The organism is Devosia sp., assembly GCF_039927955.1.
Classification (GTDB): Bacteria; Pseudomonadota; Alphaproteobacteria; order Rhizobiales; family Devosiaceae; genus Devosia.
In genome coordinates, this window is record NZ_JBDSUA010000048.1 from 26,365 (window position 1) to 49,222 (window position 22,858).

Annotated in this window: 22 protein-coding genes and 1 tRNA gene; 4 read left to right on the forward strand and 19 right to left on the reverse strand. The window is 58.9% G+C overall.

Annotated elements, in window-relative coordinates:
• Window positions 1-6: 6 nt before the first annotated feature.
• The 8 genes from ABIT12_RS12915 to rpsL all read right to left on the reverse strand — a co-directional run bounded on the left by ABIT12_RS12915 (window position 7) and on the right by rpsL (window position 6,280).
• Complete coding sequence (locus ABIT12_RS12915) at window positions 7-300, reverse strand: 50S ribosomal protein L23 (protein WP_348042683.1); 294 nt, start codon at window positions 298-300, stop codon at window positions 7-9.
• The gene (rplD, locus tag ABIT12_RS12920; RefSeq protein WP_348042684.1) at window positions 297-917 is read right to left on the reverse strand and encodes a 50S ribosomal protein L4; all 621 of its coding nucleotides are present in this window, start codon (window positions 915-917) and stop codon (window positions 297-299) included. Before rplD ends, ABIT12_RS12915 begins: the two co-directional genes overlap by 4 nt.
• On the reverse strand, window positions 917-1,618 hold the full coding sequence (gene rplC / locus ABIT12_RS12925) for a 50S ribosomal protein L3 (protein WP_348042685.1): 702 nt from the start codon (window positions 1,616-1,618) through the stop codon (window positions 917-919). Before rplC ends, rplD begins: the two co-directional genes overlap by 1 nt.
• An 87-nt stretch (window positions 1,619-1,705) precedes the next feature.
• Window positions 1,706-2,014, reverse strand: coding sequence for a 30S ribosomal protein S10 (gene rpsJ / locus ABIT12_RS12930; RefSeq protein WP_348042686.1), 309 nt, complete (start codon window positions 2,012-2,014; stop codon window positions 1,706-1,708).
• Between the two features lie 64 nt (window positions 2,015-2,078).
• A complete protein-coding gene (gene tuf / locus ABIT12_RS12935; RefSeq protein WP_348042687.1) occupies window positions 2,079-3,269 on the reverse strand; it encodes an elongation factor Tu in 1,191 nt (396 codons plus the stop codon).
• Window positions 3,270-3,322: 53 nt separating this feature from the next.
• A complete protein-coding gene (fusA, locus tag ABIT12_RS12940; protein ID WP_348042688.1) occupies window positions 3,323-5,413 on the reverse strand; it encodes an elongation factor G in 2,091 nt (696 codons plus the stop codon).
• A 12-nt stretch (window positions 5,414-5,425) separates the two neighbouring features.
• Window positions 5,426-5,896, reverse strand: coding sequence for a 30S ribosomal protein S7 (gene rpsG, locus ABIT12_RS12945; protein WP_348042689.1), 471 nt, complete (start codon window positions 5,894-5,896; stop codon window positions 5,426-5,428).
• 12 nt (window positions 5,897-5,908) lie between these two features.
• Complete coding sequence (rpsL, locus tag ABIT12_RS12950; protein WP_046136734.1) at window positions 5,909-6,280, reverse strand: 30S ribosomal protein S12; 372 nt, start codon at window positions 6,278-6,280, stop codon at window positions 5,909-5,911.
• Between the two features lie 477 nt (window positions 6,281-6,757).
• Between rpsL and ABIT12_RS12955 the strand changes: the two genes are divergently transcribed.
• Window positions 6,758-7,009: a GlsB/YeaQ/YmgE family stress response membrane protein gene (locus ABIT12_RS12955; protein WP_348042690.1), complete on the forward strand. Its 252-nt coding sequence runs from the start codon at window positions 6,758-6,760 to the stop codon at window positions 7,007-7,009.
• Window positions 7,010-7,032: 23 nt separating this feature from the next.
• A complete protein-coding gene (locus ABIT12_RS12960) occupies window positions 7,033-7,497 on the forward strand; it encodes a YidB family protein (protein WP_348042691.1) in 465 nt (154 codons plus the stop codon).
• A gap of 78 nt (window positions 7,498-7,575) precedes the next feature.
• On the opposite strand, the gene ABIT12_RS12965 is transcribed toward ABIT12_RS12960, so the two are convergent.
• The 9 genes from ABIT12_RS12965 to secE all read right to left on the reverse strand — a co-directional run bounded on the left by ABIT12_RS12965 (window position 7,576) and on the right by secE (window position 20,397).
• Window positions 7,576-8,241, reverse strand: coding sequence for an O-methyltransferase (locus tag ABIT12_RS12965; RefSeq protein WP_348042692.1), 666 nt, complete (start codon window positions 8,239-8,241; stop codon window positions 7,576-7,578).
• Between the two features lie 74 nt (window positions 8,242-8,315).
• Window positions 8,316-12,533, reverse strand: a complete 4,218-nt coding sequence (gene rpoC, locus ABIT12_RS12970) for a DNA-directed RNA polymerase subunit beta' (RefSeq protein WP_348042693.1) — start codon at window positions 12,531-12,533, stop codon at window positions 8,316-8,318.
• 81 nt (window positions 12,534-12,614) lie between these two features.
• Window positions 12,615-16,751 (reverse strand): DNA-directed RNA polymerase subunit beta, encoded by a 4,137-nt coding sequence (gene rpoB, locus ABIT12_RS12975; protein WP_348042694.1) that lies wholly within the window; start codon window positions 16,749-16,751, stop codon window positions 12,615-12,617.
• Between the two features lie 345 nt (window positions 16,752-17,096).
• Window positions 17,097-17,468 (reverse strand): 50S ribosomal protein L7/L12, encoded by a 372-nt coding sequence (gene rplL, locus ABIT12_RS12980; protein WP_348042695.1) that lies wholly within the window; start codon window positions 17,466-17,468, stop codon window positions 17,097-17,099.
• A gap of 65 nt (window positions 17,469-17,533) precedes the next feature.
• Entirely contained in the window at window positions 17,534-18,055 is a 522-nt protein-coding gene (rplJ, locus tag ABIT12_RS12985; RefSeq protein WP_348042696.1) for a 50S ribosomal protein L10, read from the reverse strand.
• Between the two features lie 330 nt (window positions 18,056-18,385).
• Complete coding sequence (rplA, locus tag ABIT12_RS12990) at window positions 18,386-19,078, reverse strand: 50S ribosomal protein L1 (RefSeq protein ID WP_348042697.1); 693 nt, start codon at window positions 19,076-19,078, stop codon at window positions 18,386-18,388.
• Between the two features lie 3 nt (window positions 19,079-19,081).
• The gene (gene rplK / locus ABIT12_RS12995; RefSeq protein WP_348042698.1) at window positions 19,082-19,510 is read right to left on the reverse strand and encodes a 50S ribosomal protein L11; all 429 of its coding nucleotides are present in this window, start codon (window positions 19,508-19,510) and stop codon (window positions 19,082-19,084) included.
• A gap of 127 nt (window positions 19,511-19,637) precedes the next feature.
• Window positions 19,638-20,168 carry a transcription termination/antitermination protein NusG gene (gene nusG / locus ABIT12_RS13000; RefSeq protein ID WP_348042699.1) on the reverse strand — a complete coding sequence of 177 codons (531 nt, stop codon included), beginning with the start codon at window positions 20,166-20,168 and terminating at the stop codon, window positions 19,638-19,640.
• Between the two features lie 34 nt (window positions 20,169-20,202).
• Complete coding sequence (gene secE / locus ABIT12_RS13005) at window positions 20,203-20,397, reverse strand: preprotein translocase subunit SecE (RefSeq protein ID WP_348042700.1); 195 nt, start codon at window positions 20,395-20,397, stop codon at window positions 20,203-20,205.
• A 306-nt stretch (window positions 20,398-20,703) separates the two neighbouring features.
• On the opposite strand from secE, the gene ABIT12_RS13010 reads away from it, so the two are divergent.
• Together ABIT12_RS13010 and ABIT12_RS13015 are read left to right on the forward strand one after the other, a co-directional pair.
• Window positions 20,704-21,402 (forward strand): isoprenylcysteine carboxylmethyltransferase family protein, encoded by a 699-nt coding sequence (locus ABIT12_RS13010; protein WP_348042701.1) that lies wholly within the window; start codon window positions 20,704-20,706, stop codon window positions 21,400-21,402.
• Between the two features lie 20 nt (window positions 21,403-21,422).
• Entirely contained in the window at window positions 21,423-22,133 is a 711-nt protein-coding gene (locus tag ABIT12_RS13015; protein WP_348042702.1) for a hypothetical protein, read from the forward strand.
• Window positions 22,134-22,190: 57 nt separating this feature from the next.
• Here ABIT12_RS13015 and ABIT12_RS13020 read toward each other — a convergent pair.
• Window positions 22,191-22,266 (reverse strand) — tRNA-Trp (locus ABIT12_RS13020).
• A gap of 58 nt (window positions 22,267-22,324) precedes the next feature.
• A complete protein-coding gene (locus tag ABIT12_RS13025; RefSeq protein ID WP_348042703.1) occupies window positions 22,325-22,759 on the reverse strand; it encodes an MAPEG family protein in 435 nt (144 codons plus the stop codon).
• Window positions 22,760-22,858: the final 99 nt, after the last annotated feature.

Consider the following 22,858-nt stretch of genomic DNA (forward strand, 5'->3'; position numbering starts at 1 on the left):
CTCCCCTCAGAGGCCGGTCGAAATATCGATCGACTGGCCGTCGACGAGGGTCACAACAGCCTTCTTGACGTCATTACGAACGCCGATCTTGCCGCGGAAGCGCTTCACCTTGCCCTTGCGGACGCTGGTATTGACTGCCTTGACCTTGACCGAGAAGAGCTGCTCGACGGCAGCCTTGATCTCGGGCTTGGACGCATCGATGCGAACATCGAACACGACCTGATTGAATTCCGAAGCCATCGTCGACTTTTCAGTCACGACCGGATTGCGGATGATGTCGTAAGCGCTGAGCTTATTCATGCGAACCTTGCCTCGAGCGCTGCGAGCGCTGCTTTGGTAAGGACGAGCTTCTGGCGACGGAGGATGTCAACAACGTTGATCCCCTGAACCGGCAGCACGTCAATGTGCGGAATGTTGCGAGCGGCCAGAGCGAAGTTCTGGTCGACGGTCGCGCCATCGATGATCAGCGCGTTCATCCATTCGAGCTTGCCAAAGGTGATGCGCAAAGCAGCAGTCTTCGGAGCCTTGGTGGCAACGCTGTCCAGCACGATCAGCTCGCCGGCCTTGGCTTTCGCCGAGAGGGCATGCTTGAGTGCAAGAGCGCGAACCTTCTTGGGCAGATCGATCGCGTGGCTACGCGGAGTCGGACCGAATGCACGGCCACCACCACGGAACTGGGGAGCCTTGCGATCGCCATGGCGAGCGCCGCCCGAACCCTTCTGCTTCACGAACTTCTTGCCGGTGCGAACGCCTTCCGAACGATGCTTGACATCGTGCGTACCGGACATTGCCTTGAGCTGCTGGTAGCGAACCATGCGGTGAAGAATGTCTTCACGCACGTCCAGACCGAACACGGCGTCGGTCAGCGTAACGCTGCCCTGGGCCTTGCCGTCGAGGGAAGTGACCTGGAGTTCCATTATTTGCTGTCCCCCTGGACTTCAGCTGCTGCCTTGAACGAGCCCGGGAAGGACACATTGGTCGGCGCTGCCTTCTTGACGGCATCCTTGATCATGATCCAGCCGCCCTTGGCGCCCGGAACAGAACCCTGGATCATGATGAGGCCGCGTTCCACGTCGGTCTTGACGACCTTGAGGTTCTGCGTGGTGATGCGAGCATCGCCCATGTGGCCAGGCATCTTCTTGTTCTTGAAGGTCTTACCCGGGTCCTGACGACCACCGGTAGAACCGATCGAACGGTGCGACACGGACACACCGTGGGTAGCGCGCAGACCACCGAAGTTCCAGCGCTTCATACCGCCGGCAAAGCCTTTACCGATGGAGGTGCCGGTCACGTCGACCAGCTGGCCTTCAGCAAAGTGGTCAGCCTGCATCTGCGCACCAACCTCGATGAGGTTTTCTGCATCGACGCGGAATTCCGCGACGTGACGCTTGGGCTCGACCTTGGCGACAGCGAACTGGCCGCGTTCTGCCTTGGTCGTGTTCTTCACCTTGGCCTGCCCTGCGCCGAGCTGCAGCGCGACATAGCCATCTTTTTCCGACGTCCGCTGGCCTACCACCTGGCAGTTCTGCAGCCCGAGCACCGTGACCGGCACATGATTGCCGTCTTCGGTGAATATGCGGGTCATGCCCAGCTTCTGTGCGATCAATCCAGAACGCATCGGTTGTTACCTTTTCAATTTAGCGTCGAACCGGGTCATTGGTTCTCAAGAGGACCCTGTGGGTGGTTCGCGCGGAAAGTCCGTGACTTAGAGCTTGATTTCGACGTCGACACCGGCGGCGAGATCGAGCTTCATCAAAGCATCGACCGTCTGGGGAGTCGGATCCACAATGTCCAGCAGACGCTTGTGGGTCCGGATCTCGAACTGTTCGCGCGACTTCTTGTCGATGTGCGGCGACCGGTTCACGGTAAACTTCTCAATTCGCGTCGGCAGCGGGATCGGACCGCGGACCTGAGCACCCGTGCGCTTCGCCGTCTGGACGATTTCGCGCGTGGAGGCATCGAGAACGCGATGGTCAAACGCCTTAAGGCGGATGCGAATATTTTGACCGTTCATGTTGCAATCCTAAGGAAAAATGGACCGCGGCGCGCTGGGCGCGCCGCGCATTTCAGTGTCTGAATTACTTCAGGATCTTGGCGACGACGCCGGCGCCGACGGTGCGGCCACCTTCACGGATAGCAAAGCGGAGCTTTTCTTCCATGGCGATCGGCACGATGAGCTGAACGTTCATGTTGATGTTGTCGCCCGGCATAACCATTTCCGTGCCTTCTGGCAGGGTCACGATGCCCGTCACGTCCGTGGTACGGAAGTAGAACTGGGGACGATAGTTGCCGAAGAACGGAGTGTGGCGACCGCCTTCTTCCTTGGTGAGGATATAGGCCTCAGCAATGAAGTCGGTGTGCGGGGTAACCGAACCTGGCTTGCAGAGAACCTGGCCGCGCTCAACCTGAGTGCGGTCGATACCGCGGATCAGTGCGCCGACGTTGTCGCCAGCCTGGCCCGAGTCGAGCAGCTTGCGGAACATTTCGACACCGGTCACGGTGGTCTTCTGGGTTGCCTTGATGCCGACGATTTCGACTTCTTCGCCAACCTTGACGATACCGCGTTCGACACGGCCGGTCACCACAGTACCGCGACCCGAGATCGAGAACACGTCTTCGATCGGGAGCAGGAACGGCTGGTCAACCGGGCGTTCTGGCTGCGGGATGTAGCTGTCAACAGCGGCCATCAGTTCCAGAACAGCGTCGTGGCCGAGCTTGGCATCGCCGTTGTTCAAGGCTTCGGTAGCCGAACCCTTGATCATTGGAATGTCGTCGCCGGGGAATTCGTACGAGGTCAGAAGTTCACGAACTTCCAGTTCGACGAGTTCGAGCAATTCCGGATCGTCGACCATGTCGCACTTGTTCAGGAACACGACCATTGCTGGCACGCCGACCTGCTTGGCAAGCAGGATGTGCTCACGGGTCTGCGGCATCGGGCCGTCAGCAGCGGACACAACCAGGATCGCGCCGTCCATCTGGGCAGCACCGGTGATCATGTTCTTCACATAGTCAGCGTGGCCTGGGCAATCGACGTGAGCATAGTGACGGTTAGCCGTCTCGTACTCGACGTGGGCGGTATTGATGGTGATGCCGCGTGCCTTTTCTTCCGGCGCAGCGTCGATCTGGTCGTACGCCTTGAAGGTCGCGCCGCCGGTTTCAGCCAGCACCTTGGTGATGGCTGCGGTCAACGAGGTCTTGCCATGGTCAACGTGACCAATGGTGCCGATGTTGCAGTGAGGCTTATTGCGGGAAAACTTTTCCTTGCCCATCGCTATTCTCCGTATTCGTTAGCCAGAAGGCCAACCTTGAGTTGAGTTTATGGTTAGGCGTACTTGGCCTGGACTTCGTCGGCGACTGCCTGCGGAACCTGTTCGTAATGATCGAACGTCATCGAGTACTGTGCACGACCCTGGCTCATCGAGCGCAGTGAGTTCACGTAACCGAACATGTTTGCAAGCGGAACGTAGGCATCCACAACCTGGAGCACACCACGGCCTTCAGTGCCGTGAATCTGCCCGCGTCGTGAATTAAGGTCACCGATGACGTCGCCCATGTAATCTTCAGGCGTGACAACTTCAACCTTCATGATCGGCTCGAGGATCTTCGGAGCCGCCTTGCGCAGACCTTCATTGAAGCCTGCACGACCAGCGATTTCGAAGGCCAGAACCGAGGAGTCCACGTCGTGGTAAGCGCCTTCGGTCAACGTCACCTTGACGTCCACGATCGGGAACCCGATCAGCGGACCGGCCGACATAACCGACTTCACGCCCTTTTCAACGCCCGGGATATATTCCTTGGGCACCGAACCGCCGACGACGGCGTTGACGAATTCAAGACCCTTGCCGACTTCGCCCGGCTCAACGGTGAGCTTGACGCGCGCAAACTGGCCCGAACCACCCGACTGCTTCTTGTGGGTATAGTCCACATTGGCCGTCTTGGTGATGGTTTCGCGGTAAGCCACCTGTGGCTGCCCGATGTTTGCTTCCACCTTGAACTCGCGACGCATACGGTCGACGAGGATGTCCAGGTGAAGTTCGCCCATGCCCGAAATAATGGTCTGGCCGGATTCTTCGTCGGTCTTGACGCGGAACGTGGGATCTTCTGCGGCCAGGCGGTTGAGCGCGAGGCCCATCTTTTCCTGGTCGGCCTTAGACTTCGGTTCGACCGAAATGTCGATAACCGGTTCCGGGAAGATCATGCGTTCAAGAATAACCTGAGCGTTCTGCGGGCAGAGCGTGTCACCAGTGGTGGTGTCCTTGAGGCCGACGATGGCGACGATGTCGCCAGCAAAGGCTTCCGTGATCTGCTCACGGCTGTTGGCGTGCATCTGGAACAGACGACCAACGCGCTCGCGCTTTTCCTTGACGGTATTCTCAAGCATCATGCCCTGCTCGAGCTTGCCCGAGTAGATGCGGCAGAACGTCAGCGTCCCCATGTGCGGGTCGTTGGCGATCTTGAACGCCAGCATGGCCAGCGGTTCACTATCGTCAGCATGGCGCTCGATCGGCTGTTCCGTACGGGCATCGATGCCCTGGATAGCAGGAACGTCGGCCGGCGACGGCAGGAAGTCGATAACGCCGTCGAGCAAAGGCTGTACGCCCTTGTTCTTGAATGCCGAACCGGCAAACACCAGGAAGAACTTGGCATCGATCGTGCCACGACGCAGCAGGCGACGGATGGTATCGTTGTTCGGCATATCGCCGTTCAGGTACGATTCCATAGCAGCGTCGTCGAGTTCGACAGCGGCTTCGATCATCTGTTCGCGATACTTGACGGCGTTAGCCTTCAGGTCTTCCGGAATCTCGACGACGTCCCACTGTGCACCCAGCTCCTCATTGCGCCAGACCAGAGCGTTCATCTCGATCAGATCGACAACGCCCTTGAACTCTGTTTCAGCGCCGATCGGCAACTGTACTGGAACGGCCTTGGCGCCCAGGCGGGTGCCGACCATTTCGACGCAGCGATAAAAATCGGCGCCGATCTTGTCCATCTTGTTGACGAAGATGAGACGCGGAACGTTGTACTTGTCGGCCTGACGCCAAACGGTTTCCGTCTGCGGCTCGACACCGGCGTTGGCATCGAGCAGAGCAACGGCACCGTCGAGCACGCGCAGCGAGCGTTCGACTTCGATGGTGAAGTCAACGTGGCCGGGAGTGTCGATGATGTTGAAGCGGTGCATGACGCCATCACGGTCTTTCCAGAACGTGGTGGTGGCAGCGGACGTGATGGTAATGCCGCGTTCCTGCTCCTGCTCCATCCAGTCCATGGTCGCGGCGCCGTCGTGGACTTCGCCGATCTTATGGGACTTGCCGGTATAGTAGAGGATGCGTTCGGTCGTGGTCGTCTTGCCAGCATCAATGTGAGCCATGATGCCGAAGTTACGATAGAGATTAATCGGGTACTCGCGTGCCATTTTGCTCTCCAACTACCAGCGGTAGTGCGAGAAGGCACGGTTGGCGTCAGCCATACGGTGCGTATCTTCGCGCTTTTTCACGGCCTGGCCGCGGCCATTGAGAGCATCCATCAGCTCGCCGGAGAGGCGTTCACGCATGGTGTTCTCGCCGCGCTTGCGGGCAGAGTCGATCAGCCAGCGGATGGCGAGGGCCTGCTGACGGTCCGTACGGACTTCAACTGGAACCTGGTACGTGGCACCGCCAACGCGGCGCGAACGCACTTCAACCGATGGGCGAATATTGTCGAGCGCAGTGTGGAACACCACGATCGGGTCTTGCTTGACCTTGGCTTCGACGATGTCGAAAGCGCCGTAGACAATACCTTCAGCGGCCGACTTCTTGCCGTCCTTCATGAGCGAATTCATGAACTTGGTGACGACCAGATCGCCGAACTTGGGATCAGGGATGACGTCGCGTTTTTCTGCGCGGTGACGACGGGACATATCTAGATCTCCTTACTTCGGACGCTTCGCGCCGTACTTCGAACGGCGCTGCTTACGGTCCTTGACGCTCTGTGTATCCAGAACGCCGCGCAATACGTGGTAGCGAACGCCGGGAAGATCGCGAACGCGACCGCCACGGATCAGCACCACCGAGTGCTCCTGCAGGTTATGCCCCTCGCCGGGGATGTAGGAGATCACCTCACGCGAGTTGGTCAGGCGAACCTTGGCAACTTTGCGCAGAGCCGAGTTCGGCTTCTTCGGGGTGGTCGTATAGACACGCGAGCAAACGCCGCGCTTCTGCGGGTTGGCTTCCATTGCCGGAACTTTGTTCCGCTTTGGCTTGCTGGCGCGTGGCTTGCGGATCAGCTGATTAATGGTGGGCATTGAGCTCTTTCCATCGTCCAAAATCGTTTCGATCGCAACATAACAAACCAAAACGGCGCTCGCTCGTGGCCCTTTACGGGAACGGCGGCGCCTTAATTGCAGCGGACCGCTGCCCCGAAGGACACCGTTCATGCGCACAAGGATTTGCTACGTCTATCTACCCACGATGTGTTTGAGTGTCCTGGATGCCCGCACAAGATGGCAGGAACCCGAAGCGACATTCACGACCGACCGCTAAGGTAGGCGCTGTTTAGATCGGATGACTCGCCCCGTCAAGGATTCTTTCCCAAGAAAATGCAGGGCTTTCTTGCATTCTTAAGGGATTGCCCCTTCAAGCGACCACAGGACGGTTTTCGGACAAAGCGTCCACCCATGTATCCACTGGCACTCATCGGCAATCTGACAATTGAACGAATGGCTTGGGGAACCCCCTACCCCGTCAATCGTTGATGAGCACCTATCACAAGGAAGAGCGTCATGGGCATTATCTGGACCATCATCATCGGATTCGTCGCCGGCGTCATCGCCAAGTTCATCATGCCGGGCAGCAATGAGCCCTCCGGCTTCATTCTCACCACGATTCTCGGCATCGCCGGCGCATTCGTCGCATCCTATCTAGGCCAGGCTCTCGGCTGGTACCAGCCAGGCGAAGGCGCCGGTTTCATTGGTGCGATTGTCGGTTCGATCATCGTGCTGTTCGTCTGGGGTCTTATCGCCCGCCGGCGCTAAGACCCCACTCCTGGAGATTGATCATGTCTAGAGGAATGCCTTCAATGGTCGCCCTGCTCGGCCTGCTGGCCGTCGCAGGCTACCAGAATCGAGACAAGCTCGGTGGTATACTCGGTGCTAGCGGTAAGTCGCCCGCTGGTGCCGGAGTTCCGCAGTACAGCGGTTTGGACGGCATGCTCGGCGGGCTGGGCGGCGTATTGAGTGGTGGATTGGGCGGACTGCTCGACCATTTTAACCAGGCAGGCAACGGCGCCAAGGCGCAGAGCTGGGTCAGCGATGGCGCCAACGAGCCGATCGACAGCAGCGAGCTCGAACGCACGCTGGGGCCAGAGACGATCGATGCACTGACCCGTCAAACCGGCTTGAGCCGCACCGAACTGCTGGAGCGGCTGTCCAAGACCTTACCGGAGGCGGTCAATACGCTGACCCCGGCAGGTCGGTTGCCGACCGAGGCAGAAGCGGGGCAACTCGTAGCGCCGCAGGCTTGATTGTTTCGTGACTTCCGAACGTCAAAAAGGGGCCGTACGGTCCCTTTTTATTTGCGCGTCATGCTGATCTGTCGTCGGCTACCCCAGGATCCCAATCGCAAAGCCGTCATAGCCTTTGGCTCCCACGGTCTGGATTGCGGTCGCTGTTACCTGCGGATGGCTGGCGAAGAAATCAAACGCTGACCGGGCACCATCGACATTGGCGTCGCCGCTATTGGCCCGGATCACTGCCCCGTCACGAATGACATTGTCACACACAATCACGGTGCCCGGCCGCGACAGCTTAAGCGCCCAGTCGAGATAGATCGGGTTGCTGGGCTTGTCGGCGTCGATGAAAATGAAATCGAACGGGGTCTGGTTCTCCGCCGCCAACACCGGCAACAGGTCCGCGGCTTTGCCGACGCGGATATCGACCTTGCCGCTGAGGCCCGCTGTCTCGATATTGCCCTTGGCAACGGCTGCATGGACCGGCTCGAATTCGAGCGTCACCAGTTCACCATTGGCCGGCAAAGCCCGGGCCATCCAGATGGTCGAGTAGCCGCCGAGCGTGCCGATCTCCAGCACACGCCTGGCTCCACTCATCCGCACAAGCAGGTGCAGCAGCTTCCCCTGTGCTGGCGATACATCGATGGCCGGTAATCCTCCGGCCGCGTTTGCCCTCAATGACGCTTCCATCACGGCATCCGCCGGCATCAGCTTGTCGACGACATAGGCGTCAACGTCGGTCCATAGTTTGGCGCTCATGGCTTTCTCCTTGGATTTGTTCAAACAAAAAGGGGACCCGAAGGCCCCCTTTCCTATTTCAAAATCCGCTCGGCTTACTCAGCCGGGGTTTCTTCTGCCACAGGCACCGGGCGCGACTTCGGCGCGGCAATTGCCTGCGTCGAGGCCTGGCGGCGGCGTTCGTCAAGGATCAGATCGTCACGCTTGGTGGCGATCAACTTGGCCGAGGTGATGCCCGCGCCGGTACCGGCCGGGATCAGGCGACCAACGATGACGTTCTCCTTGAGGCCTTCGAGCAAGTCGGCTTTGCCCGAAACCGCGGCTTCGGTGAGAACGCGCGTCGTTTCCTGGAACGATGCGGCAGAGATGAACGAACGGGTCTGCAGCGAAGCCTTGGTGATGCCGAGCAGCACCGGGTTGGCAGTCGCCGGCTTCTTGCCGTCGGCAACCAGGCTATCGTTGAGTTCGTCAAAGTCCAGCTTGTCGAGTTGCTCGTCCTTGAGCAGGCCCGAGTCACCTGGATCGACGATTTCGACCTTCTGCAGCATCTGACGCACAATGACTTCGATGTGCTTGTCGTTAATCAGCACGCCCTGCAGGCGATAGACTTCCTGGATTTCATTGACGAGGTAACGAGCAAGCTCTTCCACGCCCTTGATGGCCAGAATGTCATGCGGCGCAGGATTGCCGTCGAGGATGTATTCGCCCTTCTCGATGGTGTCGCCTTCCTGGAGATGGAATGGCTTGCCCTTCGGGATCAGGTACTCGACCGACTCTTCACCGTCGTTGTGCGGCTTGATGATCACGCGACGCTTGTTCTTGTAGTCGCGCCCGAAACCGATGATGCCATCGATCTCGGCGATGATCGCGTGATCCTTCGGACGACGGGCTTCGAACAGTTCGGCCACACGCGGCAGACCGCCGGTGATGTCCTTGGTCTTGGCGCTTTCCAGCGGGATACGCGCCAACACGTCACCCGGCGAGACCTTCTGGCCTGGTTCGACGTTGAGCACTGCATCCACCGACAGCAGATAGCGCGCTTCGCCACCGCGATCGACCTTGACCACAGCACCGCTGCGGGCAATCGCCAGGGCTGGCTTGAGGCCATCCCCGCGCTGGTTGGTGCGCCAATCGATAACAACGCGCTTGGTAAAGCCTGTCGCCTCGTCGGTGTTTTCTGCCACCGAGGTGCCATCAACCAGATCTTCGAACTGCACTTCGCCGTCAACTTCAGCCAGGATCGGACGGGTGTAGGGGTCCCATTCAGCCAGACGCTGGCCACGGCGAACCATATCGCCTTCCTTGATCAGCAGCTTGGAGCCGTAGGTCACCTTGTGGGTGGTCCGTTCCTTGCCGTCGGTGTCAAGGATAGCCAGCGACACGTTACGAGCCATCACGACAAGCTGCCCACCGGGCACCTTGGCAACGTTCGGATTGCGGATCGTTACCTTGCCTTCAGCGCCGGATTCGAGGAACGAGCTATCGACCACCTGCGCCGTGCCACCAATGTGGAACGTGCGCATGGTGAGTTGAGTGCCCGGTTCACCGATCGACTGTGCGGCGATAACGCCGACAGCTTCACCCATGTTGACTGGCGTACCGCGTGCAAGGTCACGGCCGTAGCAGGCCGCGCAAGTTCCCTGGCGCATGTCGCAGGTCAAAGGCGAACGGATACGGATCGACTGGATGCGCGCGTCTTCGATAACGTCGACATGCTTTTCTTCGAGCAGTGTGCCCTTGGCAGCGATCAGGTCGCCCGTCAGCGGATGATTGATATCATCTGCGGCGGTACGGCCCAGCACGCGCTGGCCGATCGAAGCTACGATCTGGCCGGCATCGACGATCGGCTCCATGGTCAGGCCACGCTCAGTGCCGCAATCGGTTGCGACAATGATGGCGTCCTGGGCCACGTCAACGAGACGACGGGTCAGGTAACCCGAGTTCGCGGTCTTCAGCGCCGTATCCGCCAGACCCTTACGGGCACCGTGGGTGGAGTTGAAGTATTCAAGAACGGTCAGACCTTCCTTGAAGTTCGCAGTGATCGGCGTTTCAATGATCGAGCCGTCAGGACGGGCCATCAGGCCGCGCATGCCGGCAAGCTGCTTCATCTGCGCTGGTGAACCACGCGCACCGGAGTGGCTCATCATGTAAACCGAGTTGATCGGCTTTTGCCGTCCGGTTTCCTTGTCGATCTGGACCTTGCGGATTGCGTCCATCATCTCTTCGGCAACCTTGTCGCCGCACTTGGCCCAAGCGTCGACCACCTTGTTGTACTTTTCGCCCTGAGTGATCAGGCCGTCATTGTACTGCTGTTCGAACTCTTCGACCTGCTTACGCGCGGCTTCGACGATGGTGTACTTGGACGGCGGGATAACCATGTCATCCTTGCCGAACGAGATACCGGCCTTGCACGCATGGGTGAACCCGAGCTGCATCACGCGGTCGCAGAAGATCACGGTCTCTTTCTGACCGCAGCCACGGTAAACCGTGTCGATCATCTTGGAGATCATCTTCTTGGTCATCAGTTGGTTCGCCGTTGCGTACGGCACAGCCGGATGCTTGGGCAGGATCTGGCCGATGATCATACGGCCTGGCGTGGTTTCGACGATCTCGGTGATCATCTTGCCAGCGGCGTCAAAGGTCTGAACGCGACCCTTGATCTTGGTGTGCATGGTCACGACGCCGTTTTCCAGCGCGTGCTCAAGCTCGCCCATCGACGCGAAAGCCATGCCCTGACCGGGCTCGTTTTCGTTCATCAGCGACAAGTGGTAGAGGCCCAGCACAATGTCCTGGCTCGGCACGATGATCGGCTGGCCGTTGGCAGGGTGCAGGATGTTGTTGGTCGACATCATCAGCACGCGTGCTTCCAGCTGTGCTTCGAGCGACAGCGGAACGTGTACGGCCATCTGGTCACCGTCGAAGTCGGCGTTGAAAGCCGAGCAGACGAGCGGATGCAGCTGGATTGCCTTGCCTTCGATCAGGATCGGCTCGAACGCCTGGATGCCAAGACGGTGTAGCGTCGGCGCGCGGTTCAGCAGAACCGGGTGCTCACGGATAACTTCGTCCAGGATATCCCAAACCTCGGGCTTTTCCTTCTCGACCAGCTTCTTGGCCTGCTTGACGGTCGAAGAGAAACCCTTCGCTTCAAGACGGCTGTAGATGAAGGGCTTGAACAGTTCGAGCGCCATCTTCTTGGGCAGCCCGCACTGGTGCAGCTTGAGGTTCGGACCCACGGTGATCACCGAACGACCCGAATAGTCGACGCGCTTGCCGAGCAGGTTCTGACGGAAGCGGCCCTGCTTGCCCTTGAGCATGTCGGACAGCGACTTCAGCGGACGCTTGTTGGCACCGGTAATGGTGCGGCCGCGGCGGCCGTTGTCGAACAGCGCGTCCACAGCTTCCTGCAGCATGCGCTTTTCGTTGCGGATGATGATGTCCGGAGCACGCAGCTCGATCAGGCGCTTGAGACGGTTGTTGCGGTTGATGACGCGGCGATAGAGATCGTTCAGGTCGGACGTGGCGAAACGGCCGCCGTCCAGCGGGACGAGCGGGCGCAGTTCGGGCGGAATGACCGGGATCACGGTCATAATCATCCATTCAGGCTTATTGCCCGAAACGATGAACTGCTCGACGATCTTGAGGCGTTTGGCCAGCTTCTTTGGCTTCAGCTCGGTGGTCGATTCAGCGATTTCAACACGCAACTCGGCCGCGATCTTTTCGAGATCGAGGGCAAGCAGGATGTCGCGGATGGCTTCAGCGCCGATCTTGGCAGTGAAGCTGTCAGCGCCGTATTCGTCCTGCGCGTCGAGGAACTGCTCTTCCGTCATCAGCTCATGCTGAGTGAACGGGGTCAGGCCTGGATCGAGAACGACATAGTTTTCGAAGTACAGGATGCGCTCGATGTCCTTGAGCGTCATATCGAGCAGCAGCGCGATACGCGACGGCAGGGACTTCAGGAACCAGATGTGCGCAACAGGTGCTGCCAGTTCGATATGGCCCATGCGCTCGCGACGAACGCGGCTCAGGGTGACTTCCACACCGCACTTTTCGCAGATCACGCCCTTGAACTTCATGCGCTTGTACTTGCCGCACAGGCATTCATAGTCCTTCACAGGGCCAAAGATGCGCGCGCAGAACAGGCCATCGCGTTCGGGCTTGAACGTACGATAGTTGATGGTTTCGGGCTTCTTGATCTCGCCAAACGACCAGCTGAGAATCTTCTCGGGGCTGGCGATGGAAATCTTCATCTGGTCGAACGTCTGCAGCGGAACGGCCGGGTTGAACGGGTCCATGACGTGGGAATGATGATTCATACTTTTGTCTCTCCTCTTTCCGTCAGGTCCGGGCCGCAACCCGGACCCTTTCGGAAGTGAATGGGGGTAGGAAGTGCCGGATTATTCCGCCGCTTCCTGAGGAGGTGCGAGCTCCGCTGAGCCCTCGGGCTCTTCGATTTCGCGCATGTCGAGTTCGACATTGAGGCCCAGGGAACGAATTTCCTTGACCAGAACGTTGAAGCTTTCCGGGATACCCGCTTCGAAGGTGTCGTCGCCACGCACGATGGCTTCGTAAACCTTGGTGCGGCCAGCCACGTCGTCCGACTTGATCGTCAGCATTTCCTGCAGGGTGTACGCAGCGCCGTATGCTTCGAGCGCCCACACTTCCATTTCGCCGAAACGCTGTCCGCCGAACTGTGCCTTGCCACCCAGCGGCTGCTGAGTAACCAGGGAGTACGGACCGATCGAGCGCGCATGGATCTTGTTGTCCACCAGGTGGTCGAGCTTGAGCATATAAATATACCCAACCGTCACCTGACGATCGAACTGATCACCCGTGCGCCCGTCATAGACGGTGGACTGACCGGAGCCCTTGAGCCCTGCCCGTTCCAGCATCTCGACGATGTCGGCTTCCTTGGCGCCATCGAACACTGGCGTCGCAATCGACACGCCCTTGCTCAGATGCTCGCCCAGACGGATCATGCTGTCGTCGTCGAGTTCGGTAATGGACTCATCACCGGCAAACAGATGCTTCACTTCAGCCTTGAGCGGCTTCAGGTCGCCCTTGGCATGATAGATGCGCAGCATCTCGTCGATCTTCTTGCCCATGCCGGCGCAAGCCCAGCCCAGGTGAGTCTCGAGGATCTGCCCCACGTTCATGCGCGAAGGCACGCCGAGCGGGTTGAGCACGATATCGACCGAAGTGCCGTCTTCGAGATACGGCATGTCTTCGACCGGCACGATGCGCGAGACCACGCCCTTGTTGCCATGACGGCCAGCCATCTTGTCGCCCGGCTGGATCTTGCGCTTGGTCGCGATAAAGACCTTGACCATCTTCATCACGCCGGGCGGAAGTTCGTCACCGCGCTGCAACTTGTCGACCTTGTCGATGAAGCGCTGCTCAAGCAGACGGCGGCTTTCTTCATACTGAGCATGAAGTGCTTCCATCTCGGTCATGACCTTGTCGTCTTCGACCGCGAATTGCCACCACTTGGAGCGGGGCTGGGCCTCGAACATCTGGTCATTGAGCTTGGTGCCGACGACATAGCCCTTCGGGCCAGCCGTTGCCGCCTTGCCGAACAGCATTTCCTTGAGACGCGCATAAACGTTGCGGTCGAGGATCGACTGTTCGTCGTCACGGTCCTTGGCCAAACGCTCGATTTCCTCGCGTTCGATGGCCATGGCGCGCTCGTCCTTGTCGATGCCGTGGCGATTGAACACGCGCACTTCAACAACAGTACCAGCATCGCCCGGCGGAACCCGCAGCGAGGTATCGCGAACGTCCGAAGCCTTTTCACCGAAGATGGCGCGGAGGAGCTTTTCTTCCGGCGTCATCGGGCTTTCGCCCTTCGGCGTGATCTTGCCGACGAGAATGTCGCCCGGGGTCACTTCCGCACCGATATGCACGATGCCGGCTTCGTCGAGGTTCTTCAGCGCTTCTTCCGACACGTTCGGAATATCGCGGGTGATTTCCTCAGGACCAAGCTTGGTGTCGCGGGCCATCACTTCATATTCCTCGATATGGATCGAGGTGAACACGTCCTGCATGGCGATCTTTTCGCTAAGCAGGATCGAGTCTTCGAAGTTGTAGCCATTCCAGGGCATGAACGCGACGAGCACGTTGCGGCCCAGAGCGAGATCGCCCAGATCGGTCGAAGGACCGTCCGCCACGATATCGCCGGCGTTGACATGGTCGCCAACAACCACCAGCGGACGCTGGTTGATGCAGGTCGACTGGTTCGAACGCTGGAACTTCATCAGGTTGTAGATATCGACGCCGGACTTGGAGGCGTCGGTTTCTTCGGTGGCGCGGATAACGATACGGGTCGCGTCGACCTGGTCGACGATACCCTTGCGCTTGGCAACGATAGCGGCGCCCGAGTCACGAGCCACGACAGCTTCCATGCCGGTGCCCACGAACGGAGCATGTGCGCGCAGCAGCGGCACAGCCTGACGCTGCATGTTCGAACCCATCAGGGCGCGGTTGGCGTCGTCGTTTTCGAGGAACGGGATCAGCGAGGCGGCAACCGACACCATCTGCTTGGGCGAAACGTCCATCAAGTCCACGTTTTCGCGTGGAGTCAGGCCGTTATCGCCGGCATGGCGGGCGATCACCAGTTCGTCGGCCAGTTCGCCGGCGTCATTGATCTTGGCGTTGGCCTGGGTAACGTAGTGCTTGGCCTCTTCCATTGCCGACAAATAGACCACGTCCTTGGTGATCTTGCCGTCAACGATCTTGCGGTACGGGGTCTCGATGAAACCGTACTTGTTGACGCGCGCGAAGGTGGCCAGTGAGTTGATCAGCCCGATATTCGGACCTTCCGGGGTCTCGATCGGGCAGATACGGCCGTAATGGGTCGGGTGGACGTCGCGCACTTCGAAGCCAGCACGTTCGCGGGTCAGACCACCAGGCCCAAGCGCCGACAGGCGACGCTTGTGGGTGATTTCCGAAAGTGGATTGGTCTGATCCATGAACTGGGACAGCTGCGAGGAGCCGAAGAATTCACGCACCGCAGCCGCTGCCGGCTTGGCGTTGATCAGGTCCTGCGGCATCACCGTGTCGATTTCGACCGATGACATGCGTTCCTTGATGGCGCGTTCCATGCGCAGCAGGCCGAGACGATAGGAGTTTTCCATCAGCTCGCCCACCGAACGCACACGGCGGTTGCCGAGGTTGTCGATGTCGTCGATTTCGCCACGGCCGTCGCGCAGATCCACCAGGGTGCGCACGACTTCCACGATGTCTTCCTTGCGCAGGATGCGCACGGTGTCTTCCGCGGTCAGCTCGAGGCGCATGTTCATCTTGACGCGACCAACGGCGGACAGGTCATAGCGCTCGCTGTCAAAGAACAGCGAGTTGAACATGGCTTCGGCGGTGTCCACAGTTGGTGGTTCGCCCGGGCGCATGACGCGGTAGATGTCGAACAGCGCGTCTTCGCGGCTTTCGTTCTTGTCCACGGCCAGGGTGTTGCGGATATAGGCGCCGATGGTGATGTGATCGATGTCGAGGATCGGCAGTTCATCAAAGCCGAGGTCGACCAGCTTCTTCAGAACCTTTTCGTCGATCTCGTCGCCGGCTTCGACATAGACTTCACCAGTCTTCATCGAAATCAGGTCTTCGGCCACATACATGCCGTAGAGGTCTTCATCCACGGCCAGCAGATGCGTCAGGCCGTCTTCGGCCAGCTTCTTGGCCTGGCGAGCGGAGATCTTCTTGCCGCCTTCATGCACAACCTTGCCGGTCTTGGCGTCGATCAGGTCGTGGGTCGGCTTGGCATTCTTCATCTTTTCGGCGTCGTACGGCTTCTGCCAGCCGGTCTCGGTCTTTTCGTAGCTCAGGGTGTTGTAATAGGTGCGGAGGATTTCCTCGGCATCCATGCCAAGCGCCTTGAGCAGCGAGGTCACCGGAATCTTGCGGCGGCGATCGATACGGGCGAACACGATGTCCTTGGCGTCGAATTCGATATCGAGCCACGAACCGCGGTACGGAATGATGCGGCCGGCAAACAGCAGCTTGCCGGACGAGTGGGTCTTGCCCTTGTCGTGATCAAAGAACACGCCAGGCGAACGGTGCATCTGCGAGACGATGACGCGCTCGGTGCCATTGACGATAAAAGTGCCATTCATCGTCATGAAGGGCATATCGCCCATATAGACGTCCTGCTCCTTGATGTCCTTGACCGAGCGGGCGCCGGTTTCTTCATCCACCTCGAACACGATCAGGCGCAGCGTCACCTTGAGCGGGGCAGCGAACGTGATGTCGCGCGCACGGCACTCATCGATGTCGTACTTGGGTGCCTCGAACTCGTAGCGCACGAATTCGAGCGACGCCGTGTTCGAGAAGTCGGTGATCGGGAAAACGGATTTGAAGACGGACTGAAGCCCTTCGTCACCGCGCCCGCCTTTGGGCTCGTCAACGAGAAGAAACTGATCGTACGAAGCCTTCTGGACTTCGATCAGGTTGGGCATCTCCGTGACTTCGCGAATGGAGCCGAAAGTTTTGCGTACCTTGCGGCGGCCGTTGAACGTGGTAGCCATAAAAGCTCCTGTTGCTGTGCGATTGTCTCGGAGGCAAATATCCAAAAATCCGACTATCAGCCGTCGGGTCTCGGGATATTTGCCCTTTAAATTCAAGTAGTTCAGGCTCTGCGATGCCTAGCCCTTCCCCGAGCGCGGGAAGAAAAGACGCGCAAACGTTAAATACCCCATGGCAAAAACCATGAGGTTCCGTGGACGTTAGCGTGCCTCAGACATCGAAATTATCATATGTTCCGCAAATGCCGCCTGCGACCCATCCAATCGGTCCGGCGAATCGTTTCAATGAAACGAAGAAGAGCGAAATGGCACATAACGCGCCATTTCGCAATATAGTAGCGCTCAAGATTACTTGAGTTCGACCTTGGCACCAGCTGCTTCCAGCTTGGTCTTGATGTCGTTGGCTTCGGTCTTGTTGACGCCTTCCTTGATGGCCTTAGGGGCAGCTTCAACCAGAGCCTTGGCTTCGCCCAGACCCAGACCGGTGATGGCACGGACTTCCTTGATGACGTTGATCTTGTTTTCGCCGAAAGAGGCGAGGATCACGTCAAATTCAGTCTTTTCTTCGACCGGAGCAGCAGCAGCGGCAGCAGGGCCGGCAGCAGCAGCAGGAGCGGCGGCAGAAACGCCCCACTTTTCTTCCAGCATCTTGGACAGCTCGGAAGCTTCCAGGACGGTCAGGGCGGACAGGTCGTCTACGATTTTGGCGAGATCAGCCATTTGATAAATCTCTCTTGTTCAGGTTGTTACGGTTTGAACCGTGGAATGCCCGAATGGGCCGATAGTTAAGCTGCTTCGCTGCTCTTTTCCGCATGAGCGGCCAACAGACGGGCAATGCCGGCAGCCGGTGCCACGATGACGGACGCGATACGCGTTGCGGGCTGCTTGAGCATCCCGGCCAGCGTTGCGCGAAGTTCATCGAGCGAGGGCATGGTCGACAGTGCCTTGACGCTGTTGGCGTCAAGCGCGGTCTTGCCCATGGCGCCACCAAGAACGACGTATTTCGCGTTCTTTTCAGCAAACTTTGCCGCAATCTTGGGCGCAGTCATGGGGTCGGCCGCGAATGCAATCACGACGGGCCCGGAAAACAGGGCCGACATGTCTGCATTGTCGGTTTCTTTAAGAGCGAGCTTGGCAAGACGGTTTTTCGCGATCTTGACCTGTCCACCAGCTTTCTTGATATCGCGACGAAGCGATTCAAGGTTGGCGACGGTAAGACCGGCATTCTGCGCGAGGACGATCGATCCAGCGCCCGCGAGGGCTGACTGGAGCGATGCGACAAGCTCACGCTTTTCCGCTCTATCCACTGCTAGTCTCCACATTGAGCCCAGCTTCGAAAAGCTGGACCATTGCCAATTGCTGCCCTGCGATCCCGCGAACGGGGGCAGGAACAACGGTTTAACGCCTGTCAACCGATGCCCCGAGGGGCAACTGGCCTGGTTCGAACCGCAAGCGCCCTACCCTTGCGGGCATGGAATCTTGTCGGTTTTCACCCCATCTATGCTGGCGCCTGATCTGGCATTAAGCGAACCCGAATTGGTTCGCACCGGCAGTCTCGGACAGGACTTCTCGTTAGCAATCCGCTAGCGGATCGTTAACGTTTCGGGCGGCCGAAACCGCCCGAAACTGCTAATTCGTTACAGAGCCGAAGCCGGCTCGACGTGAACGCCGGGGCCCATGGTCGACGACACGGACACGCGCTTGACATAGGTGCCCTTGGCGCCGGCTGGCTTGGACTTCAGAACGGCGTCGGTGAACGCCTTGATGTTCTGCATCAGAGCTTCCTGGCTGAACGACACCTTGCCGATACCGGCGTGAATGATGCCGGCCTTTTCGACGCGGTATTCAACAGCACCGCCCTTGGCAGCCTTGACGGCACCAGCGACGTCCTGCGTAACCGTGCCAACCTTGGGGTTCGGCATCAGGTTGCGTGGCCCGAGGATCTTGCCGAGACGACCGACCAGCGGCATCATGTCCGGCGTGGCGATGCAACGATCGAAATCGATCTTGCCAGCCAGAACCTGTTCCATCAGATCTTCGGCGCCAACGATGTCAGCGCCAGCCTTGCGGGCTTCGTCTGCCTTGTTGTCCTTGGCGAACACGGCAACGCGCACCGTCTTGCCGGTGCCGTTTGGCAGGTTCACCACGCCGCGGACCATCTGGTCAGCGTGACGTGGGTCAACACCCAGGTTCATTGCCACTTCGATGGTTTCATCGAACTTGGCCGAAGCGCGCGACTTGACCATCTTCACGGCCTCGTCGAGCTTGTAGAGCTTGTTGCGGTCGATGCCTTCGCGGGCCTTGGACAGCTTCTTACCGATATGTGCCATCTATCAACCCTCGACCTGAATGCCCATGGAACGGGCAGAGCCAGCAATCATCGACACCGCAGCGTCGATATTGTCGGCGTTGAGATCCTTCATCTTCTTGGCGGCGATGTCACGGAGCTGAGCAACCGTGATCGTACCAGCGGATTCCTTGCCCGGCAGCTTGCTGCCCGACTTCAGGCCAACGGCCTTCTTGATGAAGAAGGTGACCGGCGGCTGCTTCATTTCGAAGGTGAAGCTCTTGTCGGCATAGGCGGTGATCACGACTGGAATGGGCGAACCCTTTTCCATTTCTGACGTGGCGGCATTGAACGCCTTGCAGAATTCCATGATATTTAGACCACGCTGACCGAGCGCGGGCCCGATCGGTGGGGAGGGAGTTGCCGAACCGGCAGCAACCTGCAGCTTTACGTAGCCAACGATTTTCTTTGCCATAATCGTCCTTGTTTAAGTTCTGTCCGCTGTCAGCGAACCGTTTGACGCTGTGGTCCGAGGTTTTGCCGGTAGCTTGGCAGCACCGCCCTCTCCCACAGATTTCACTCAGCAAACGCTGAGTGTTTGGTCAGACCTTTTCGACCTGACCATATTCGAGCTCCACCGGAGTGGGACGCCCGAAAATTGAAACTTCGACCTTGAGGCGTGCGCGCTCTTCGTCGACTTCTTCAACGATGCCGTTGAAGCTGGCGAATGGACCATCCGAGACACGGACGCTTTCGCCGATTTCGAAGCTGACCGAAGGCTTCGGATGCTCAACGCCGTCCTGCACCTGCTGCAGAATGGCCATGGCTTCCTTTTCCGAGATTGGCATCGGCTTGTTGTCCGAGCCAAGGAAACCAGTCACCTTCGGGGTATTCTTGATCAGATGGAACGCCTGGTCGGTCATTTCCATCTTGACCAGCACGTAGCCGGGGAAAAACTTGCGCTCGGCATCGACCTTGCGGCCGCGACGTACTTCGACGACCTTTTCGGTCGGGACGATCACATCTTCAAACAGATGTTCAAGCTTGGTCTGGGCAACCTTTTCAAGGATCGCCTCTTTTACCTTGCGCTCGAAATTCGAGTACGCCTGAACGATATACCAGCGTTTGGCCATGCCGCGTCGCCGCTCCTGATAGTAATAAACCGCCTTAGCGGATCGACAGCACCAACGACACCAGCCACGCGATCAGCGTATCGGCGGTCAGAAAGAACAGGCTCGCTGCAGTGACCAAAACCAGAACCATGATGGTCGAGATCAGGACTTCCTGACGGCTCGGCCAGGTGACCTTGGAAACTTCCGTGCGGACCTGCTGAAAAAACGTAATCGGGTTCGTACGGGCCATAAGCGAATCAACTCTTTTGCTTTTTAGTGCAAAACCAAAGGCCGCGCAGTTCACCCGCACGGCTGGAAATGCGTTGTCTAGAGAAGTTGTGAACCAATTGCAACACCAAAGCGGGCGAAAGTCTGCATGGAGCCTGCCTCTGGATCGCTCAATAACTAGTGCATTCTGGCGGGATCACAAGATGCCGACGGTCAAAAATGTTCGGCAGCTATTCCCGGCGAGAGCGCCTTGCCTGCGTTGGAAACGCGATTTCTTAACCTTGGCTTACTATCATCCCGGCAAAATAACCCGATGCGGAAATCCATCATGGCGGACGAACAGGAAGAGCAGCGCTGGATCGTGTTCGGCGACCTGCTGGGACGGATCGGTATCGTCGTATTTTTTGGCCTGGGCATATTCGGCAAGATCCGCACGATCTTTTCGGCCATTGCCAACTGGCAGGATGTGGCCATCGAGCAAAAGCAGCTCTGGATGTTCTCGCAGCTGGTGGTGCTGCTGTTCCTTTTGACCATGGTCAGCATCACCATCTTCCGGCTGCGCCCGGTGAAGGCTGCGCAGGGCATCGAGCCACGCATCACCGCCCTGGCCGGCACCTACCTGCTCGGCGTGCTGGCTCTGGTGCCGGAGGCGGCCAAGCTGCCACCGGTGTTCACTGTCGTCGCCACCGTACTGACCATTGTCGGATTTGGCCTCTCCATCTATGTCGTGCGCTGGCTTGGCCGCTCCTTCAGCATCATGGCGGAGGCTCGTCGGCTGGTCACCCAAGGTCCCTACGCCATCGTCCGGCATCCACTTTACCTCACTGAAGAAATTGGGGTGATCGCGGTGGTGCTGCTTAATTTCTCGCCGCTTTCAGTGCTGGTGCTCGCGATCCAATGGGCGCTGCAATTGCGCCGCATGCACAATGAGGAGAAGGTGCTCGGCGCGGCCTTCCCGGAATACGCGGCCTATGCTGCCGCCACCCCGAGGGTAATTCCCCGCCTGTTCAAATCCGCTCGCGCCTGAGCCGCGCGCCGGCAAAACCGATGCGGCTGACCAGCGCCATCGATCGTGCGACCCTGCCACATCTGGGCTTCATCCTTTTCGTCGGCATGCCCATTGCCGCGCTATTGCCGTTTGACCCGGCATTTCTGGCGGCGACGTTCGGCTCACCGCTACTACGAGCGGCGCTGTTGGCCGGACTGGCAATCGCCGGCTGCGTCATGGGTCAGCGTGCCGGACTGAGGCTACGCCCCCATGGGGCCCGGTTTCCTCATTTGATTGCTTTGGGCGCCGCGATTGCCATGGCGATCGCCATTGCGCTGCTGGACGGCGTGCTCTGGCGCGGTCAGTTGACGCCAACCTATCTGGCATTGTTCCAGACCGATCTGCTGGCGCGCGTGCTGAGCTTCATGTCGCGGGCTTTCAATGAGAACGTCATCTACCGGCTCTTTGTATTCTCCGGGCTGGTCCTGCTGCTCGCCCAGTTCTGGCGCGGCCGCGACGGGCAGTTGGCTTTGGGTGCGGTGCTCGCCGCCGCCATCCTCGCGCAATCGATCAACATCGCCATTAACATATTGTGGATCAGCCCTGGGGGTACGGGCACCAGCCACCTGGCTTATGACATCATTCGCTATGTCAACCCCGGCGTGCTCTGGGCGCTGCTCTATTGGCGCTACGGCTTTGTGGCCGCAGAGATCGCCTCGGTCAGCTGCCACATCGTCCTGCAACCGCTGCTGGGCTATTTGTTGGGGTGAAGCCCAAAAGCAAAGGCCCGCGTCAGCGGGCCTTAAACGTCTTGCAAACATTGTGCCTGGCAGGGGCGGGGGGACTCGAACCCACGACCCTCGGTTTTGGAGACCGATGCTCTACCAACTGAGCTACACCCCTTCAGGCGAGGCCGTGTCTAATGGGAAAGGCGCTGCCGCGCAAGACCCAGAAATGTGGTTCAGGCCCAGATGTAAGGCACGAGCGGCACGGCAATCACCACCAACCCGGCAACCGAGACGAAATAGGACAGCGAACGCCAGGGCGACAGAGCGTTAACATGGCTCACCACATGGCCGATGCGAGCCACCAAATACATGACGCCACCGATGACCGGCACATTGCCAGGAACCTTCAACACCAGGGTCAGCACGGCCAGCGTCAGGAAGATCGGCAGGGTTTCAAGCATATTGCGTGCAGCATTGCGCGAGCGCAGCAGTTTTGCCGTTGGTTCAGGCAGGGTATCTGGCGCTCCCATCTGCGCCGGCACCCCGACCTGAGCTACCAGATAAAAAGCTGGCAGCAGCGTCTGGATGTAGAGCAGGATCAGCGCGAGAAATATAATCAGCAGCACAATGGCATCTCCGGCGGGATAGTCCGCATCGAGCCAAGCCATCGCACAGTCGGCGGCCGCTCGCAGCCTCCAATGCAGCTCTCTCCACGGATGTTGTCAGGCGTGAGCCCATTGCTGCAGGCCGATCAGCACTGCGCCGGC

Coding starts and splice junctions, on each gene's coding strand:
- rpoB (WP_348042694.1), bottom strand. CDS start 16,751: ATGGCTACCACGTTCAACGGCCGCCGCAAGGTACGCAAAACTTTCGGC.
- nusG (WP_348042699.1), bottom strand. CDS start 20,168: ATGGCCAAACGCTGGTATATCGTTCAGGCGTACTCGAATTTCGAGCGC.
- rpsL (WP_046136734.1), bottom strand. CDS start 6,280: ATGCCCACCATTAATCAGCTGATCCGCAAGCCACGCGCCAGCAAGCCA.
- rpoC (WP_348042693.1), bottom strand. CDS start 12,533: ATGAATCATCATTCCCACGTCATGGACCCGTTCAACCCGGCCGTTCCG.
- rpsG (WP_348042689.1), bottom strand. CDS start 5,896: ATGTCCCGTCGTCACCGCGCAGAAAAACGCGACGTCATCCCTGATCCC.
- fusA (WP_348042688.1), bottom strand. CDS start 5,413: ATGGCACGCGAGTACCCGATTAATCTCTATCGTAACTTCGGCATCATG.
- rplK (WP_348042698.1), bottom strand. CDS start 19,510: ATGGCAAAGAAAATCGTTGGCTACGTAAAGCTGCAGGTTGCTGCCGGT.
- ABIT12_RS13025 (WP_348042703.1), bottom strand. CDS start 22,759: ATGGCTTGGCTCGATGCGGACTATCCCGCCGGAGATGCCATTGTGCTG.
- rplC (WP_348042685.1), bottom strand. CDS start 1,618: ATGCGTTCTGGATTGATCGCACAGAAGCTGGGCATGACCCGCATATTC.
- ABIT12_RS12915 (WP_348042683.1), bottom strand. CDS start 300: ATGAATAAGCTCAGCGCTTACGACATCATCCGCAATCCGGTCGTGACT.
- ABIT12_RS12955 (WP_348042690.1), top strand. CDS start 6,758: ATGGGCATTATCTGGACCATCATCATCGGATTCGTCGCCGGCGTCATC.
- secE (WP_348042700.1), bottom strand. CDS start 20,397: ATGGCCCGTACGAACCCGATTACGTTTTTTCAGCAGGTCCGCACGGAA.
- tuf (WP_348042687.1), bottom strand. CDS start 3,269: ATGGGCAAGGAAAAGTTTTCCCGCAATAAGCCTCACTGCAACATCGGC.
- rplD (WP_348042684.1), bottom strand. CDS start 917: ATGGAACTCCAGGTCACTTCCCTCGACGGCAAGGCCCAGGGCAGCGTT.
- rplL (WP_348042695.1), bottom strand. CDS start 17,468: ATGGCTGATCTCGCCAAAATCGTAGACGACCTGTCCGCCCTGACCGTC.
- ABIT12_RS13015 (WP_348042702.1), top strand. CDS start 21,423: ATGCGGCTGACCAGCGCCATCGATCGTGCGACCCTGCCACATCTGGGC.
- rpsJ (WP_348042686.1), bottom strand. CDS start 2,014: ATGAACGGTCAAAATATTCGCATCCGCCTTAAGGCGTTTGACCATCGC.
- rplA (WP_348042697.1), bottom strand. CDS start 19,078: ATGGCACATATCGGTAAGAAGCTGTCCAAGGCCCGCGAAGGCATCGAC.
- ABIT12_RS12965 (WP_348042692.1), bottom strand. CDS start 8,241: ATGAGCGCCAAACTATGGACCGACGTTGACGCCTATGTCGTCGACAAG.
- ABIT12_RS12960 (WP_348042691.1), top strand. CDS start 7,033: ATGTCTAGAGGAATGCCTTCAATGGTCGCCCTGCTCGGCCTGCTGGCC.
- ABIT12_RS13010 (WP_348042701.1), top strand. CDS start 20,704: ATGGCGGACGAACAGGAAGAGCAGCGCTGGATCGTGTTCGGCGACCTG.